This window comes from Siccirubricoccus phaeus (assembly GCF_008360935.1).
In the GTDB taxonomy this organism is placed as follows: Bacteria; Pseudomonadota; Alphaproteobacteria; order Acetobacterales; family Acetobacteraceae; genus Siccirubricoccus; species Siccirubricoccus phaeus.
The window spans coordinates 30,959-46,190 of the sequence record NZ_SRXO01000010.1 but is presented as its reverse complement, the minus strand read 5'-3'; the positions used below and the strand labels follow the sequence as shown (position 1 = coordinate 46,190).

At 69.2% G+C, this 15,232-nt stretch carries 16 protein-coding genes; 4 read left to right on the top strand and 12 right to left on the bottom strand.

Translation table 11 applies throughout. The features are described from left to right. Positions 1-128: 128 nt before the first annotated feature. The 8 genes from E5N76_RS15175 to E5N76_RS15140 form a co-directional block, all read right to left on the bottom strand. Complete coding sequence (locus tag E5N76_RS15175) at positions 129-1,154, bottom strand: NAD(P)-dependent oxidoreductase (RefSeq protein WP_149538164.1); 1,026 nt, start codon at positions 1,152-1,154, stop codon at positions 129-131. Then, a complete protein-coding gene (locus tag E5N76_RS15170; RefSeq protein WP_149538163.1) occupies positions 1,151-1,924 on the bottom strand; it encodes a class II aldolase/adducin family protein in 774 nt (257 codons plus the stop codon). Before E5N76_RS15170 ends, E5N76_RS15175 begins: the two co-directional genes overlap by 4 nt. Positions 1,925-1,991: 67 nt before the next feature. Further along, positions 1,992-3,008 (bottom strand): Bug family tripartite tricarboxylate transporter substrate binding protein, encoded by a 1,017-nt coding sequence (locus E5N76_RS15165; protein WP_149538162.1) that lies wholly within the window; start codon positions 3,006-3,008, stop codon positions 1,992-1,994. Between the two features lie 269 nt (positions 3,009-3,277). Next, a complete protein-coding gene (locus E5N76_RS15160; RefSeq protein ID WP_149538161.1) occupies positions 3,278-4,426 on the bottom strand; it encodes a CaiB/BaiF CoA transferase family protein in 1,149 nt (382 codons plus the stop codon). Then, positions 4,423-4,680, bottom strand: coding sequence for a CoA transferase (locus E5N76_RS15155; protein WP_149538160.1), 258 nt, complete (start codon positions 4,678-4,680; stop codon positions 4,423-4,425). The genes E5N76_RS15160 and E5N76_RS15155 overlap by 4 nt, the downstream gene beginning before the upstream one ends. Beyond that, positions 4,677-5,921: a CaiB/BaiF CoA transferase family protein gene (locus E5N76_RS15150; RefSeq protein ID WP_149538159.1), complete on the bottom strand. Its 1,245-nt coding sequence runs from the start codon at positions 5,919-5,921 to the stop codon at positions 4,677-4,679. Before E5N76_RS15150 ends, E5N76_RS15155 begins: the two co-directional genes overlap by 4 nt. After that, positions 5,921-7,225 (bottom strand): acetyl-CoA hydrolase/transferase family protein, encoded by a 1,305-nt coding sequence (locus E5N76_RS15145; RefSeq protein ID WP_207791986.1) that lies wholly within the window; start codon positions 7,223-7,225, stop codon positions 5,921-5,923. Before E5N76_RS15145 ends, E5N76_RS15150 begins: the two co-directional genes overlap by 1 nt. Position 7,226: 1 nt before the next feature. Continuing rightward, positions 7,227-8,393: an acyl-CoA dehydrogenase family protein gene (locus E5N76_RS15140; RefSeq protein WP_149538158.1), complete on the bottom strand. Its 1,167-nt coding sequence runs from the start codon at positions 8,391-8,393 to the stop codon at positions 7,227-7,229. On the opposite strand from E5N76_RS15140, the gene E5N76_RS15135 reads away from it, so the two are divergent. The 4 genes from E5N76_RS15135 to E5N76_RS15120 are packed head-to-tail and all read left to right on the top strand — an operon-like array spanning position 8,359 to position 11,678. After that, positions 8,359-9,507 (top strand): Bug family tripartite tricarboxylate transporter substrate binding protein, encoded by a 1,149-nt coding sequence (locus tag E5N76_RS15135; RefSeq protein ID WP_149538157.1) that lies wholly within the window; start codon positions 8,359-8,361, stop codon positions 9,505-9,507. The two genes, E5N76_RS15140 and E5N76_RS15135, sit on opposite strands and share 35 nt — an antisense overlap. Next, positions 9,507-10,322, top strand: coding sequence for an IclR family transcriptional regulator (locus E5N76_RS15130; RefSeq protein WP_149538156.1), 816 nt, complete (start codon positions 9,507-9,509; stop codon positions 10,320-10,322). The genes E5N76_RS15135 and E5N76_RS15130 overlap by 1 nt, the downstream gene beginning before the upstream one ends. 1 nt (position 10,323) lies before the next feature. Then, positions 10,324-10,782 (top strand): MaoC family dehydratase, encoded by a 459-nt coding sequence (locus E5N76_RS15125; RefSeq protein WP_149538155.1) that lies wholly within the window; start codon positions 10,324-10,326, stop codon positions 10,780-10,782. Beyond that, a complete protein-coding gene (locus tag E5N76_RS15120) occupies positions 10,782-11,678 on the top strand; it encodes an HpcH/HpaI aldolase/citrate lyase family protein (protein WP_149538154.1) in 897 nt (298 codons plus the stop codon). Before E5N76_RS15125 ends, E5N76_RS15120 begins: the two co-directional genes overlap by 1 nt. Positions 11,679-11,839: 161 nt before the next feature. Here E5N76_RS15120 and dut read toward each other — a convergent pair whose 3' ends face one another. From dut to E5N76_RS15100, 4 genes are all read right to left on the bottom strand, one after another. Next, on the bottom strand, positions 11,840-12,292 hold the full coding sequence (dut, locus tag E5N76_RS15115; protein WP_149538153.1) for a dUTP diphosphatase: 453 nt from the start codon (positions 12,290-12,292) through the stop codon (positions 11,840-11,842). Further along, entirely contained in the window at positions 12,289-13,560 is a 1,272-nt protein-coding gene (locus E5N76_RS15110; protein ID WP_149538152.1) for a bifunctional phosphopantothenoylcysteine decarboxylase/phosphopantothenate synthase, read from the bottom strand. The genes dut and E5N76_RS15110 overlap by 4 nt, the downstream gene beginning before the upstream one ends. After that, positions 13,557-14,039: a VOC family protein gene (locus E5N76_RS15105; protein ID WP_457852680.1), complete on the bottom strand. Its 483-nt coding sequence runs from the start codon at positions 14,037-14,039 to the stop codon at positions 13,557-13,559. The genes E5N76_RS15110 and E5N76_RS15105 overlap by 4 nt, the downstream gene beginning before the upstream one ends. Positions 14,040-14,201: 162 nt before the next feature. Then, the gene (locus E5N76_RS15100) at positions 14,202-15,077 is read right to left on the bottom strand and encodes a TauD/TfdA dioxygenase family protein (protein ID WP_149538151.1); all 876 of its coding nucleotides are present in this window, start codon (positions 15,075-15,077) and stop codon (positions 14,202-14,204) included. Positions 15,078-15,232: the final 155 nt, after the last annotated feature.

Here is a 15,232-nt window from a genome sequence, read left to right as displayed (position 1 = left end):
CGCGCGGTGGCGGCTGAATGCGTGATAGATGCGGCGGATGGCGAGCACGGCCTCGCGGATAACGGCGGTGCCGGATGTGAGAAAGTCGCGGCAGACAACTGAGTAACCTTGAGCCGGACCGTATGAATCTATCCCTGCACCCTCGGACGAGATGGCCAGATCTCCGGATTCAGCAGGAAGGGTGGCCGCTCGCACCGGAGCACCTGGAGTATCTGATTGGCTGACGAGAGTGACAAGCGGCGCGATGCTTCGCGTGTCACGCCGGCGATGTGCGGGGTGACGACCACATTATCGAGGCTGAACAGAGGATGATCATCTCTCGGCGGCTCCGGGTCGAAGACATCGAGACCTGCCCCGGCCAACCGGCCATCACGCAGAGCCCGTAGCAGAGCAAGCTCATCAACCACCTGACCACGAGACGCATTCACAAGATAGCTGCCGGGCCGCATTGCGGCGAGCTCAACCGCTCCGATCAGATGGTGCGTTGCCGGGCCATAACGCGCCAAAGGCACCAGAACATCCGCCCTTCGGCATAGGTCCAGCAAATCCGACACGCGTTCCGCACCGCAGGCCGCAAAGCGAGCCTCCGGCGTCGTTGGGCTGAAAGCGATTACCCTACTGCCAAAACCTCTCACGCAGATTGAGGCGACGCGCGCCCCGATCGCCCCCAGACCAACGATCCCCACCGTCTGGGCGCCAAGTTCCGTACCCTTGTCAGGCCCGATCAGCCGATCCCGAGCGGTCCAGCCATTGCGGCGCAGGAATCGGTCGCCGACCGAAATCCGCTTCAGAAGGTCGAGCATCATGCCCACGACATGCTCAGCCACAGGCTGGGCACCAATCGCTGCGTTATTCACGACTGCGATTCCAGCTTGCGTTGCAGCAGCCACGTCGATGTGCTCGAAGCCGGTTCCCGCCGCGGCGATCACCCGCAATGCCGGCATTCGCGAAATAGTCTCCGCGCAAACGCGGCCGGGGGTCCGAACAATTACGGCCTGGACAGTAGCCAACGCATCTTCAGGCACATCCGCGTCAGGATGCGCGTGGCACAATTGAACCACCAAGCCGCTTTGCTCGAGCAACTCGCGCCCTGCCTCGTCAAGGAGCGAGTTGAACAGCAAAACGTCCGGGCTGCCTATATCCTCCATGCTCATTGACGATATGAAGGATCGCGACGATCGAGGCGAGCCAGCAGTGACTCCCACTCGGCGCCTGGCTGCGCGAAACCGCCCTGGCCATAGATTTTCCGGCCCTGCTCGACCGTCCGTAGGCGCACCTCCTCGGTCAGCGGATAAGCCGGCACGCCCGCGGCCTGGAATGCGAGCTGGTACCGACAGGCTCGCTCGATGCGGTACATCGTAACGAAGGCCTCGCCCACCGTCCGCCCGACCGTGAGAAGCCCGTGATTGCGGAGGATCAGGATGCGCTTCTCCCCGAGATCCTCCAGGATCCGCTCCCGCTCCCCGAGGTTGAGCGCCGCACCCTCGTAGTCATGGTAGGCGACATCGTCGAAGATCACGAGCGCCTGTTGCGTGATGGGCAGCAACCCATCGCGTTGCGTAGCGACCGCAGCGCCCGCCGGTGTGTGCGTGTGCAGGACGCAACTCAACTCCGGCCGGGCCATATGGATGGCCCCATGAATGATGAAGCCTGCGGGATTGATCGATGATCGGGAGCCGACCACCTGCCCGTCCAGGTCTACCTTCACGAGCGAAGAGGCGGTGATTTCGTCGAACAGCACGCCGTAAGGATTGATCAGGAAATGGTGTTCAGGGCCAGGAACTCGCACCGAGATATGCGTCGCAGCGAGGTCGGACCAGCCAAATTCCGCGACGAGGCGATAGCAGGCCGCGAGCTCGAGGCGCGCCTTCCATTCGGCCTCAGGCACCTCGCCTGCCAGGGTTTGGGAAATGCTCTTGTTCATGGATTCACTCCCTTCCAACAGAAAACCGAGGCTCCAATGGACCTCCCGACCAGCGGATGCCGCTGGCTCAGCCTTCCGGCGAGATGTTGAAATCCGCCAACAACGCCCGCCATCTCTGCAGGTCCTGACCAACGAAGGCCGCGAGCTCCGCTGGGGGCAAGTGTGCCGGCTGCACACCGGCAGCGAGCATCTGCCGCCGCACCTCGGGATGAGCCAGCACGCCCTGCAGTTCCCGTGCAAGCCGGTCCGCAATCGGCGCAGGCAAACCCGTTGGGCCGAACAACCCCCACCAGCCGATGTTGTTGGGAAGATCGGGTAGCCGTGCTTCAGTGGCCGTCGGCACGTCCGGCAGAAAGGCGCTGCGTGCTTCGCCAATCACCGCATAGGCGCGGATCTGGTCCGTCGCGACGCGCGCCACCGCCGATGCGGCGTCCATGAACATCAGGGAGACCCGGCCGGCAATCAGGTCCGTCGCCGCCTGCGGGCCGCTGCCATAGTACACGGAAACCAGATCGACACCGAGGCGGCGCTTCAGCACCTCGCAGAAGACGCGGCCATTGGCGTTGGAGGAGGCGCAACTGACGTTTGCCTGATTGGCTCTGACGTACTCGATTAATCCGGCGCTGGTGTTCGCCGGAACTTCGCGGCCGCTCACCAGAACGAAGGATACGATGCCTACGCGGCCTAGCGGGGCGAAATCGCGCAACGGATCGTAGCTCACGTTGCGGACAAGCCCGGCAGGGCCGACGGCGAGTCCAGCATTTGCGCCGAGTAGAAGCGTGTACCCATCCGGTCGAGACCTGGCGACCACCTCGGTCCCAATCACCGACATCGCTCCCGGCCGGTTATCGACGACGAACGGTTGGCCAAGGGCGGCAGCTAGAGGCTCTGCCAGGATGCGTGCAAGGACGTCGGTGGCTGACCCAGCCGCGAAGCCGGTGACGAGGCGGATGGGCTGATTGGGATACTGCGCCACCACAGGTGACGGGCTCAAAGCCGCTGCCGTCAAAGCCAGCCCCATAAGTGGTCCGACGATCCTTCGAACTTTGGCTTGCCGTCGCAGCCAATGAGAAAGCAGTGCCATTGTGCGTTCCTCCTATGATCATTGTGCCGACCGGCTCTTGGCGCCCGATGGAGCGCAATTCTCACTGCCCGCTTTCGGAATGCGGCCGGTGCCGCCGGCATTCCCTCCGAGACCACCGGCTGTGACGAATGACGATCGCCCTGACGCCGTCCTTCATCCCTCGTGTCCGGCACAGCGCTTGGCGGGGATGGACAGGCGATGGCACAAAGCCCTCACGGACATCGCGGAGGCGACGCTCGGGCCGCCGCCCGAGATATTCGCAGCCTGCCTCACCCCAGCACACCGGAGGCGCGCAGCACGGCGATGTCGTCAGCCCCGAGCCACCCCTCCAGCGCTGCCTCCACGGAAGCCGGATCAGAAGCTTGCGGGGGCGTCGGGACATCCGGCACGGTGCGGCTGAAGCGCGGCGCGGGGGCGGGCTGGACCACGCCGCCCACCTCGACATAGGTGCCGCGCGCGACCATGTGCGGATGCTTGGTCGCCTCTTCCATCGTGAGGACGGGTGCGAAGCAGGCGTCGGTGCCCTCCAGCAGCGCGCACCACTCGTCACGCGTGCGGGTACGGATGATCGCGGCGAAGCACGCCCGCGCCTCGGGCCAGCGGGCCCGATCCGACTGAGGTGGAAAATCCGCGCCATCGATGCCGAGCCGGCGCAGCAGCTCCGCGTGGAAGCGCCCCTCGATCGGCGCCACCGAGACCCAGCGCCCATCCGCGCATTCGTAGCAATCGTAGAAGGGCGCGCCGGAATCGAGCAGGTTCGTGCCGCGCTCGCCGCTCAGCATACCGGCGGCGTGCAGGCCGTGCAGGCTCGTCATCAGATGCGCTGTGCCGTCCACGATCGCGGCATCCACAACCTGGCCGCGCCCGCTCGCGCGCCTGGAGATGATGGCCGACAAGATGCCGACGGCCAGGTAGAGAGCGCCTCCCCCATAGTCGCCCAGGAGGTTGTGCGGCGGCGTGGGCGGCTGGCCGGCGCGCCCGATGGAATCCAACGCACCGGTCAGCGCGATGTAGTTGAGGTCATGCCCCGCCGACTGCGCCAGCGGCCCCTGCTGGCCCCAGCCGGTCATGCGGCCATAGACCAAGCCGGGATTGCACGAGAGGCACTCCTCGGGGCCGAGGCCGAGACGCTCCATGACGCCGGGGCGGAAGCCCTCGATGAGCGCATCCGCCTGCTCCACGAGCCGCAGCACCAGGTCGCGCGGCCCTGGCCGCTTCAGATCGAGCGCGAGGATCTTGCGTCCACGCAGCACGAGGTTGTATTTCTGCGGCCGGGCGATGCCACTCTCCCCCGGATTGGGGCGGTCGATGCGCAGCACGGTCGCGCCGAGATCGGCCAGCAGCATCGCGCACATGGGGGCCGGGCCGATCCCGGCCAGCTCCAGCACCTTGATCCCTGCCAGCGGTCCTTCGCTCATGCCGCCGGCTGCTCCACGAGCCGCAGCACCAGGTCGCGCGGCCCTGGCCGCTTCAGATCGAGCGCGAGGATCTTGCGTCCACGCAGCACGAGGTTGTATTTCTGCGGCCGGGCGATGCCACTCTCCCCCGGATTGGGGCGGTCGATGCGCAGCACGGTCGCGCCGAGATCGGCCAGCAGCATCGCGCACATGGGGGCCGGGCCGATCCCGGCCAGCTCCAGCACCTTGATCCCTGCCAGCGGTCCTCCGCTCATGCCGCCGGCGCCTCTTCCGTGACGGGCAGCACGAGCGCGCCGGATGCGACCAGCGCGTCGATCTCAACCTCGCTGAATCCGGCCTCGGCCAGCACGGCGCGCCCGTCCTGGCCGAGCGCCGGCGCGGGGCCGGTGATCCGGCCCGGCGTGCGGGAGAACCAAGCGGGCATGCCGGGGTAGCGCACGGTGCCGAGCGGCGTCTCCTGCGGGGTGAAGAACTCCACCGCCTCCAGATGCGGATCCTTGAGCAGGGCGGAGGTCTCGTTCACCGGCGTGGCCGGGATCTCGGCCTTGGCGAAGTCGGCGAGCCATTCGGTCGTGGTGCGCTGCTCCAGCGTCCGGCCCAGATGCGTGTAGACCTCGTCGATATGCCGCGCGCGGTCCTTCAGCGTCGCGAAGCGCGGGTCGCGCGCCCAGTCCGGCCGGCCGGCCAGCTCGATGAAGGCGCGCCAGTGCTTGTCGTTGTAGATGAGGGCCGCGATCCAGCCGTCCTTCGTGCGGTACGGCCGGCGGTTGGGCGAGGCGGCGCGGGGATAAACGGGCTCGCCCTCTGGCGGGTCGAAAAGCGCGCCGTTGATGTGGTCGGTGAGGACGAAGTTCACCATCGTCTCGAACATGCCGACCTCGATCTCCTGCCCCTCGCCGGTGCGGTTGCGGTGCAGCAGCGCCATCAGCACGGCGTAGAGCGCGGTGAGGCCAGAGACCTTGTCGGCCACCAGCGTCGCCGAATAGGCTGGCGCGCCGTTCATCCGCCCCTGCAGCGCCGCCATGCCGGACATGGCCTGGATGGTGTCGTCATAGGCCGGCCATTTCGCGTAGGGGCCGCGGCGCGAGAAGCCGTAGACATTCGCGTAGATCAGGCGCGGGTTCACCGCGGCGAGATCGGCATAGGTCAGCCCGAGCCGCGCGATGGCATCCGCGCGCATCGCGTGGATGAAGACGTCCGCGCTCTCCGCGAGGCGCAGCAGCGCGGCACGGCCTTCCGGCTGCTTGAGGTCCAGCGAGATGCCGCGCTTGCCGCGGTTGAGATTGTAGAACATCGCCCCCAGGCCCGGAGCGCGCGAGACGGGGAGCTGCCGCGTCGTGTCGCCCTCCGGTCCCTCGACCTTGATCACCTCGGCACCATGGTCGGCGAGGATCTGGGTGCAAAAGGGGCCCATCAGCACCGCCGTCAGGTCCAGCACGCGGAGCCCCTGGAGGGCGCCGAAGCCGCGGCCCGGCAGTTGCGAAGCATGATCCATCAGCCCGTCTCCTCCTCCCTTGTGGCGCGCTCCAGCGCCTCGCGCGCTTCCGGAGCGGCGATGGCGACGAGCCGGCGCCGGCGCTCGCCCAGCGTGCAGCCGCGCAGGTCGGCGGCGCCATGCTCCGTCACCACCACGTCCACATCGGCGCGCGGCGTCGTCACCGGCCCCGAGAGCCTTGCCACGATGCGGCTCGCCCCGTTCGACGCGGTGGCAGGCAACGCGATGATCGAGCAACCGCCCGGCGAGCGGGAGGCGGCGCGCGCGAAATCCGCCTGGCCACCGATGCCGCCGACAATGGCGCGCCCCGCCTGTTCGGCATTCACCTGCCCGGTGAGGTCCACCTCCACCGCCGAGTTGATGGCAACGAGGCGCGGAATCTGCGCCAGCACCGCATCGGCGTGAGTGTAGCCCGAGGGACGCACTAGCACGCCGGGGTTACGATGCACGAAGGCGTAGAGCGCCTCGCTGCCGACGACGGTGGTGGTGACGCTGATGCCGGTGTCGATCGGCTTGCGAGCGTTGGTCAGCACGCCACGCTCGATCAGCGTCCGGGCCGCGTCGCCGAGGATGCCCGAATGGAGGCCGAGGTCGCGATGCCCGCCTAGCCCTTCCAGGATCGCCTCCGGCAGCTCGCCGAGCCCGGTCTGGATCGTGCTGCCATCCGCGATGAGCTCCGCGACATGCGTGGCGATGGCGCGGCCCGCGGCGCCGATCTTCGGGGGACGCGCACCGAAGGGCGCGCGGTCGGTCTCCAGCACCGCGTCGAGGCGCGAGGCGGGGATGGCCTCGTGGCCGAAGGTGAAGGGCACGCGCGGGCTCACCTCCGCGATCACGGTGCGCGCGGCGGCGATGGCCGTGTCCATGTAGTCCACGGTGCAGCCGAGGCTGTGCGTGCCCTCGGGCCCCGCGGGGCTGGCCATCAGCAGCACCACGTCGCAGCGGATGCGGCCCTCGGCGATGAGCCACCCGACCTGGCCGCCATGCACGGGCAGCACCTCCAGCGCGCCGGCGGAGGCCAGCGCGCGCGCCGTGCCGAGCCCGCCGAGGCCGGACATACGGATATGGTCCGCATGCTCCGGCCGCAGCGCGCGGCCGAGACCGGTGCCAAGGAAGACCGAGACAGGGCCGAGCGCGGCGCGCTGGTCCACCAGCGCCTCCACCAGCGTTGGCGGCTCGCCCGTCACCTGGCCCCAGAGGATATGGTCGCCCGGATGGATCAGCCCGGAAAGATCGGGCGCGGCGGGATCGAGCCGCCGCGGCGCGGAAACAATCCCCGAATGGCCGGCCATCCTGGCGCTCATGCTAGTAGGATTTGGGCAGGCCGAGCACGCGCTCGGCGATGAAGCTCAGGATCATCTCGCGGCTCACGGGCGCGATGCGCGGGATCAGGCTTTCGCGCAGGTAGCGCTCCACGTGGTACTCCTGCGCGTAGCCCATGCCGCCATGCGTCATCACCGCAGTCTCGGCGGCGCTGAAGCCGGCCTCGGCGGCGAGGTACTTCGCGGCGTTCGCCTCGGCGCCGCATTCCCGGTCGGCGTCGTAGAGCGAGGCGGCCTTCATCACCTTCAGCTCCGCCGCCTCCAGATGCGCCCAGCACTTGGCGAGCGGGTGCTGGATGGCCTGGTTCTGTCCGATCGCGCGGCCGAAGACGTGGCGCTCCTTCGCGTAGGCCGTCGCCTTGCGCAGCGCGGCGCGGCCGATGCCGACGGCCTCGGCAGCGATGAGGATGCGCTCCGGGTTCATCCCGTGCAGGATGTAGCGGAAGCCCTTGCCCTCCTCGCCGATGCGGTCCTCCACCGGGATCTCGAGCCCGTCGATGAAGAGCATGTTCGAGTCCACCGCGTGGCGGCCGAGCTTGTGAATGAGGCGCACCTCCACCTTGCTGCGGTCGAGCGTCGTGTAGAAGAGCGAGAGCCCGTCCGTCTTGCGCTTCACCTGGTCGAGGGGCGTGGTGCGCGCCAGCAGCAGCATCTTGGTGGCGACCTGCGCGGTGCTGATCCACATCTTCTGGCCGCTCACGACGTAGCGGTCGTCGCGACGTTCGGCGCGCGTCTTGAGCTGGGTGGTGTTGAGGCCGACATCGGGCTCGGTCACGGCGAAGCAAGGCTTGTCGTCGCCGGCGATGAGAGGCGGCAGGGCGCGCTGCTTCTGCTCCTCCGTACCGAAGACAACGACCGGGTTGAGGCCGAAGATGTTCATGTGGATGGCCGAGGCGCCGGACATGCAGGCGCCGGATTCCGCGATGGTCTCCATCATCACCGCGGCCTCGCTGATGCCGAGGCCGCCGCCGCCATACTCCGTGGGCATGGCGATGCCGAGCCAGCCGCCGCGGGCCATCTCGGCGTGGAACTCCTCGGGAAAGGCGCCCTCGCGGTCCTTGCGCAGCCAGTACTCGTCGCCGAATTCCGCACAGATCTTCTGCATCTGCTCACGGATGTCGGATTGCTCGGGGGTCAGCGCGAAGTCCATCTGCATTTCCTCTGATCTTGCGGCGATGATGCGGAGCGGGCCCGCGCATGTCAACGCGGCATTGACAGTACCGTTCGATGTTTATAGGATATGTTCGAATATTCGAACGCCAAAAGACACCGAAAGGGAAGAGTTCATGGGGACAGGAGGATCGCTTCCATTGCTGCGGCGCAGCGCGCTGGCCGCGCCCGCTCTCTTGCTGCTGCCGCGCGGTGCGCGGGCGGACTGGCCGGACAGGCCGGTCCGCCTCGTGGTCGCCTTTCCCGCAGGCAGCCTCACCGACGTGCTGGCGCGCGTCATCGCCGAGCCGCTCGGGCAGGAGCTCGGCCAGCCGGTGATCGTGGACAACCGCGCGGGCGGGAACGGCATCATCGGCACCCAGGCCGTGGCGCAGGCCGCGCCCGACGGCAACACGCTCGTCGTCATCAGCACCAGCGCAGCCTCGGTCAATCCGCACACGCTGAAGCGCATGCCTTTCGACCCGGTGAAGGATTTCGTCCACATCGGCGCGCTGGCCGAGGCGCCTTACCTCTTCGTCGTGCCGCCCGGCGCGTCGGACCGGGACCTCAAGGGCTTCCTCGACCGCGCGCGGGAGAACGCGAACGGGCTGACCTACAGCTACGGCAATGCCAGCAGCCAGATCATGACCGAGGTACTGGCGCGCGCTGCCGGCGTGCGCCTGACCGGCGTGCCCTACCGTGGCGGCTCCGAGGCGTTGACTGACGTTTCCGCCGGCCGCATCGACTGCACCTTCACCGATTTCGCGAATGGTCTGACCCAGGCCCAGGCAGGACGCGTGCGCGCCATCGCGCAATCGGCCAAGGATCCGACGCCGCTGGCGCCCGAGGTGCCGCCGGTGGCCAGCGCCGTGCCGGGCTACGACATCAGCGTCTGGTTCGGAATCTCGGCGCCCCTTGCCACGCCCGCGCCCATCGTCGCGCGCGTTAACCAGGCGCTGAACGCCGCGCTGCGCCAGCCCGCCACGGTGGCGCGGCTGCGCCAGCTCGGCTTCCTGCCCTTCACCCAGACGCCCGGGCAGTTCGCGCAATATCTCCGCGACCAGCTCGTGAGCTGGGGCGAGCGCGTGCGCATCGCGGGCATCGAGCCGCAGTAGTGGACAGCGGGCTCCTCCCTCGCGGCAGCGGCCCGCGCTCCGTCTCGCGCGCGCTGCAGATCCTGGACAAGCTGTCCGCCGCGCCGCAGGGCGCCTCGCTCGCGAACCTGGCCCAGGCGATGGGCGTACCCAAGACGACGCTGCTCGGCCTGCTGCGCGGGCTGGCGCTCGAAGGCTACGCGGCGCAGGTGGACGGCCTTTGGCGGCTGGGGCCGGAGAGCCTCGGCCTCGCGCGCGCCATCCTGGCGGGGCAGCACGACACGGCGCTCGGTGCTGCCGGGCACGTGGTGCTCGAGCGACTGGCGGACTCCAGCGGCGAATCCGCCATGATCGCCGTGCTCACGCCCGACCGCAGCGCCATGGTCTATACCGACAAGGTGGAGGCCCGGACGGCGCTGCGCTTCGCGGCCACGGTGGGCGACCGCCGGCCGATCCACTGCACCGCTTCGGGTCGCCTGATGCTGGCCTATCTGCCGCCGCCCTGGCCCGACGCGTTCCTGCGCAAGGCGCGGCTTGCGCCGCTCACCACCACCAGCATCACCGACCGTCGTGCCCTGCGTCGCATCGTTGCCGAAGCACGGGAGCGAGGCTACGCGGTGACGCTGGGCGAGTCGACCGAAGGCGTTGCCGGCATCGCCGCGCCGATCTTCGACGCGCGCGGCGACATCATCGCGGCCATCGTGCTGGCGGCGCCGCTGGCCCGCGCCCAGCCGAGGTTGGCAAGCCTCATACGCGAGGTTCGCCAGGCCGCCCGCGGGTTGTCCCGGCAATTGGGGCATCGTCCGACGCGGCAGGGAAAATCCAAGGAGGAGTAGCATGGCCGGTCTGTATTTCGAGGAATTCCACGAAGGTCAGGTCTTCGAGCACCCGCTGACGCGCACCGTCACGGAGATGGACAACACCATGTTCAGCCTGATGACGATGAACCCGCAGCCGCTGCACATCGACGCGCATTTCGCGGCGGGGACGGAATGGGGCCAGCGGCTGTTCAACAGCCTCTACACGCTCGGCATCATGATCGGCATGTCGGTGGCGGATACGACGCTCGGCACCACCATCGGCAATCTCGGCATGACCGACGTGCGCTTCCCGAAACCGGTCTTCCACGGCGACACGCTGCGCGCCCGCACCAAGGTCGTTTCCGTGCGCGAGAGCAGGTCGCGGCCCATGGCGGGCCTCGTGGAGTTCGAGCATGAATGCCTGAACCAGCGTGGCGAGGTGGTTGCCATCTGCCGGCGCACCGGGCTGATGCACAAGCGGCCGGCGGCAGCCTGATGCGCTCGATCCTCTTCGTCCCCGGCGACAGCGAGCGGAAATTCGTCCGTGCCGCCGAAGGCCCCGCCGACGGCCTGATCCTCGATCTGGAGGACAGCGTCGGCCTCGACCGCAAGCCCGAGGCGCGACGCCTCACCGCCGGCATGCTGGCCGCCCCGCGCAGGAAGCAGCAGCGCTACGTACGGGTCAACGCGCTGGACACGGGCATGACGCTGCAGGACCTCGCGGCGGTGATGCCGGCGCGGCCAGACGGCATCACCCTGCCGAAGTGTAGCGGCGCCGAGCAGGTGCGGCAGGTCTCGCTCTGGCTCGATGCCTTCGAGGCGGCGGCGGGGATCGAGCCCGGCAGCACGCGCATCATGGCCATCGCAACCGAGACGGCGGGCTCACTCTTCGGCCTCGGTTCCTATGCCGAGGCGGGGCCACGTCTCTCGGGCCTGATGTGGGGGGCGGAGGACCTTTCCGCCTCGCTCGGCGCCAGGGCGAACCGTGTGGAGGGCCAGTGGCTTTCGCCCTTCCGCCTGGCGCGCGACCTCTGCCTCGCCGGGGCCGCGGCGGCGGGGGTGACGGCGATCGACACGGTGCATGTGGACATCGAGGACCTCGTGGGCCTTGAGGCCGATGCGCGGGAGGCGTGGCGCGACGGCTTCGGCGCCAAGGCGGTGATCCACCCCAAGCATGTGGAGATCGTGAACGCCGTCTTCACGCCCGCGCCGGAGGAACTGGCCTGGGCGCGCCGCGTGGTCGCGGCCTTCGCGGAGGGGGGAGACGCCGGCGTGCTCCGCATGGACGGCAAGATGCTCGACCGGCCGCATCTGCGTCTGGCGGAACGGCTAATAGGTTCTGCGGGAGGTGACGGGTCAGCGCCCGCGCTGCATGTTACGGAGGAACTATAGGCAAGACGTCAGAGCGGCTCCCCGTCACAGGGAACTGCCGCCGCAGATCACGATCTGCTGCCCGGTGCTGGCGCCGCCCAGCTCCGTCGGATGATCGACGAAGAGCTCGGGGCCGCCCGGCACAAGGTTGGTCCCCTGCACACGCCGGACTTGAAAATGCTCTAGCCGCCCGTGCCGGTGCTCCCGAACCCACCTTCCCCGCGCCGGGTCTCCGGCAGCTCCGCCACCTCCGCCCAGGCCGCCCGCACCACCGGCGCCAGCACCGCCTGGGCGATGCGCATGCCGCGCTCCACGGTGAAGGCCTCGCTCCCGCCGTTCAGGACGATGACCTGCAATTCGCCGCGGTAATCCTCGTCGATCGTGCCGGGCGTATTCGGCAGCATGATTCCATGCTTCAGGGCGAGGCCGGAGCGCGGCCGCACCTGCAGCTCATGCCCCGGCGGCAGGGCGATGCGCAGGCCGGTCGGCACCAAAGCGCGGCCCCCGGGCGGGATGACCAGCGGCGCCGTCACCGCCGCCAGCAGATCCATCCCCGCCGCCCCTTCCGTGGCGTAGCCCGGCAGGGGCAGGCCCTCGGCATGCGGCAGGCGGACCACCTGGATGGCGGCGCTCATGCCAGCGCCTCGGCGATGCGGGCGGCGAGGCGGGCGGCGACATGTTCCTTGGGCAGTTCCGGCCAGTCCTCGACGCCCTCGGCGGTCACCAGATGCACGGTATTGGCGTCGCCGCCCATCACCCCTCCGCTCACATCATTCGCCACGATCCAGTCGCAGCCCTTGCGGCGGCGCTTCTCGACGGCGTGTTCCACCACCTTCTCCGTCTCCGCCGCGAAGCCCACCACCAGGCCGGGCCGCTGCGCATGGCGCGACAGGGTGGCGAGGATATCCGGGTTCAGCGTCATCGTCAGGGTCGGGGCCGCGGCGCCCGGCTCCTTCTTCAGCTTCTGGTCGGCCTCCCGCGCCACCCGCCAATCGGCGACGGCGGCGTTCATCACCGCGATATCGGCCGGCAGCGCCGCCTCGCAGGCCGCCAGCATCTCCCGTGCGGATTCGATGCGGATGGTTGCCACCCCGGCCGGGTCCGGCAGGGCGGTGGGGCCGGAGACCAGCGTCACCCGTGCGCCCAGCGTCGCCAGCGCCGCGGCAATGGCATAGCCCTGCTTGCCGCTGCTGCGATTGGCGATGTAGCGGACCGGGTCGATCGGCTCATGCGTCGGCCCGGCGGTGACCAGGGCGCGGCGGCCGGCGAGGGGTGTCGCGCCGGAGGCACCCGAAAATGCCGCGCCGGAGGCGCCCGAAGCTGTCGCGCCGGAAGCGCGCGGGGATGCCTCGGCGGGCGCCAGATGCGCCGTGACAGCGGCGAGGATTTCCTCCGGCTCCGCCAGGCGGCCGGGGCCGCTTTCCGGCTCCGCCATCGGGCCGCTGCCGGGGCCCACCGCGGCGACGCCACGGGCGGCCAGCAGTGCCATATTGGCCTGCGTCGCCGGATGCTCCCACATCGCCGGGTTCATCGCCGGCGCCACCAGCACGGGCGCGCGGGTGGCCAGCAGCACGGTGGCAGCCAGGTCATCCGCCAGCCCATGCGCCATCTTGGCCAGCAGATCGGCGCTGGCCGGCGCCACCACCACCAGTTCCGGCCAGCGGGCAAGGCGGATATGGCCGATCTCCGCCTCCGCCCCCCAGAGATCGTCATGCACGCGCTGGCCGGTGAGGCCCGCCAGCGCCTCCTTGGTCACGAAATGCGCGCCGCCGGCGGTCAGTACCGCCTTCACCTGGGCGCCTTCCCGGCGCAGCAGGCGCACCAGCTCCAGCGCCTTGTAGGCGGCGATGCTGCCGGAGAGGATGAGGAGGAGGCGGCGCTCCGCCAGGGGCAGGCCGCTCATCCCGCCACGCCGTCCCGGCAGACCAGGTGCAGCTTGTTGCCACCCGGGTCGCGCAGATAGGCGCCGTAATAATCCGGCGCGTAGTGGGGCCGGAGCCCTGGCGCGCCCTCATCCAGCCCACCCGCGGCGAGGCCCGCCGCATGGCCGGCCGCGACCGCGGCACGGCTGGGGGCGATGAACGCCGTCATCGCGCCATTGCCCCAGCTCGCCGGCAGGCCATTGGCCGGTTTGCCCACCCAGAAGCGGGCCGGGCTGCCCGGCTTTTCCCAGGCCGCCCAGCCGGGCACCTCCAGCGCCAGGCGGCGCAGGCCGAGCGGCGCCAGCACCGCATCATAGAAGGCGGCGGCGCGCGCCAGGTCGTGCGTGCCGATGGTCACATGGCTGAACATGCAGGCCCCCTCCGCCAGCGTGCCGATGCCGCAGCCCCGGCCTTCGGAGCCAGGAGACCGGCCATTGTTCCGCGTGGCCTGCCTGTCCACGCCGTTCGCCGGACATCCAGCGAGTTCGCGGGCAGGCCACCGGAGCGTGATCGCCTGGGCCAGGCTGCCCGGCAAGCGCGAATCACGCAACCGAACGAGGCGCTGGAGCGGGAGGCGAATGCGTCACGCTTCGGCCCGGCCCGCGCGGGGCGGGCCGTCGCCCTAGACCGGCCTCTCGCCCTTCACCGTCACCCGGTTGCCGTAGCGGCGCTGCGGCCAGTAATCCCACATCGCCCGGTGCTGGACGCAGCGATTATCCCAGAAGGCCACGGAATTCGGCCGCCAGCGGAAGCGGCACTGGAACAGCGGGTTCTCCATATGCTCGTAGAGGTAGCGGAGGATCCCCTCGCTCTCATCCACCGGAATGCCGAGGATGCGGGTGGTGAAGCCGCGATTGACGTAGAGCGCCTTCTTCCCGGTGACGGGATGGGTGCGGACCACCGGATGCACCGCCTTCGGGTAGCTCGGCTTGTCCGCCACGCCCTCCTTGGCGAACATGCCACGATAGACATGCTCGCCGCTATGGAGGGCGGTCAGCCCCTCCAGATAGGCCTTCATCCGGTCGGAGAGCGCGTCATAGGCGGCGTACATGCTGGCGAAGAGCGTATCGCCGCCCTCGGGCGGGCATTCCTTGATGTAGAGGATGCTGCCCATGGGCGGCTCCTCGTCGCAGGAAACGTCGGAATGCCAGCCCTCGCCATTGGCGCGGACGGAATTCTCGTCGGCCTTGATGACCATCAGCGCGGGATGGCCGGGCTCATGCGGGGCGGCGGGGTGCAGGTGCAGCTCGCCGAAGCTGCGGCCGAATTCCAGATGCTGCTCCTGGGTCAGGTGCTGGTCGCGGAAGAAGATCACCAGGTGCTCGGCCAGCGCCCGGTGGATCTCGTCCATCTGCCGGTTGCTGGGGCGGGCGAGGTCCACCCCGCCGATCTCGGCGCCGATCAGCGGCGTCTCCCGGCGGATGGTGATGGTCTCATAGGGCAGGCCGGCCTCGGCGATGGATTTGATGCGGGGGCCGCTGAGGGCGCTGAGCGACATGGGCGTCTCCTTCCGGGCATTCGCCGGGTTTTCCCAGGGAGGCTTTCCCAGGGGGGCTTTCCCAGGGGAGCATTCCAAGAGCTTTCCCTTGCGGGCTCCCCCGGACGTCCCCCGAGCGTTTCCTCGGATGTCTTCTTCCGGCAGGCTGGGCATTC

Coding starts and splice junctions, on each gene's coding strand:
- E5N76_RS15135 (WP_149538157.1), top strand. CDS start 8,359: ATGTCGGATTGCTCGGGGGTCAGCGCGAAGTCCATCTGCATTTCCTCT.
- E5N76_RS15100 (WP_149538151.1), bottom strand. CDS start 15,077: ATGTCGCTCAGCGCCCTCAGCGGCCCCCGCATCAAATCCATCGCCGAG.
- E5N76_RS15125 (WP_149538155.1), top strand. CDS start 10,324: ATGGCCGGTCTGTATTTCGAGGAATTCCACGAAGGTCAGGTCTTCGAG.
- E5N76_RS15110 (WP_149538152.1), bottom strand. CDS start 13,560: ATGAGCGGCCTGCCCCTGGCGGAGCGCCGCCTCCTCCTCATCCTCTCC.
- E5N76_RS15150 (WP_149538159.1), bottom strand. CDS start 5,921: ATGGATCATGCTTCGCAACTGCCGGGCCGCGGCTTCGGCGCCCTCCAG.
- E5N76_RS15140 (WP_149538158.1), bottom strand. CDS start 8,393: ATGGACTTCGCGCTGACCCCCGAGCAATCCGACATCCGTGAGCAGATG.
- dut (WP_149538153.1), bottom strand. CDS start 12,292: ATGAGCGCCGCCATCCAGGTGGTCCGCCTGCCGCATGCCGAGGGCCTG.
- E5N76_RS15145 (WP_207791986.1), bottom strand. CDS start 7,225: ATGAGCGCCAGGATGGCCGGCCATTCGGGGATTGTTTCCGCGCCGCGG.
- E5N76_RS15160 (WP_149538161.1), bottom strand. CDS start 4,426: ATGAGCGAAGGACCGCTGGCAGGGATCAAGGTGCTGGAGCTGGCCGGG.
- E5N76_RS15120 (WP_149538154.1), top strand. CDS start 10,782: ATGCGCTCGATCCTCTTCGTCCCCGGCGACAGCGAGCGGAAATTCGTC.
- E5N76_RS15170 (WP_149538163.1), bottom strand. CDS start 1,924: ATGAACAAGAGCATTTCCCAAACCCTGGCAGGCGAGGTGCCTGAGGCC.
- E5N76_RS15165 (WP_149538162.1), bottom strand. CDS start 3,008: ATGGCACTGCTTTCTCATTGGCTGCGACGGCAAGCCAAAGTTCGAAGG.
- E5N76_RS15155 (WP_149538160.1), bottom strand. CDS start 4,680: ATGAGCGGAGGACCGCTGGCAGGGATCAAGGTGCTGGAGCTGGCCGGG.
- E5N76_RS15175 (WP_149538164.1), bottom strand. CDS start 1,154: ATGAGCATGGAGGATATAGGCAGCCCGGACGTTTTGCTGTTCAACTCG.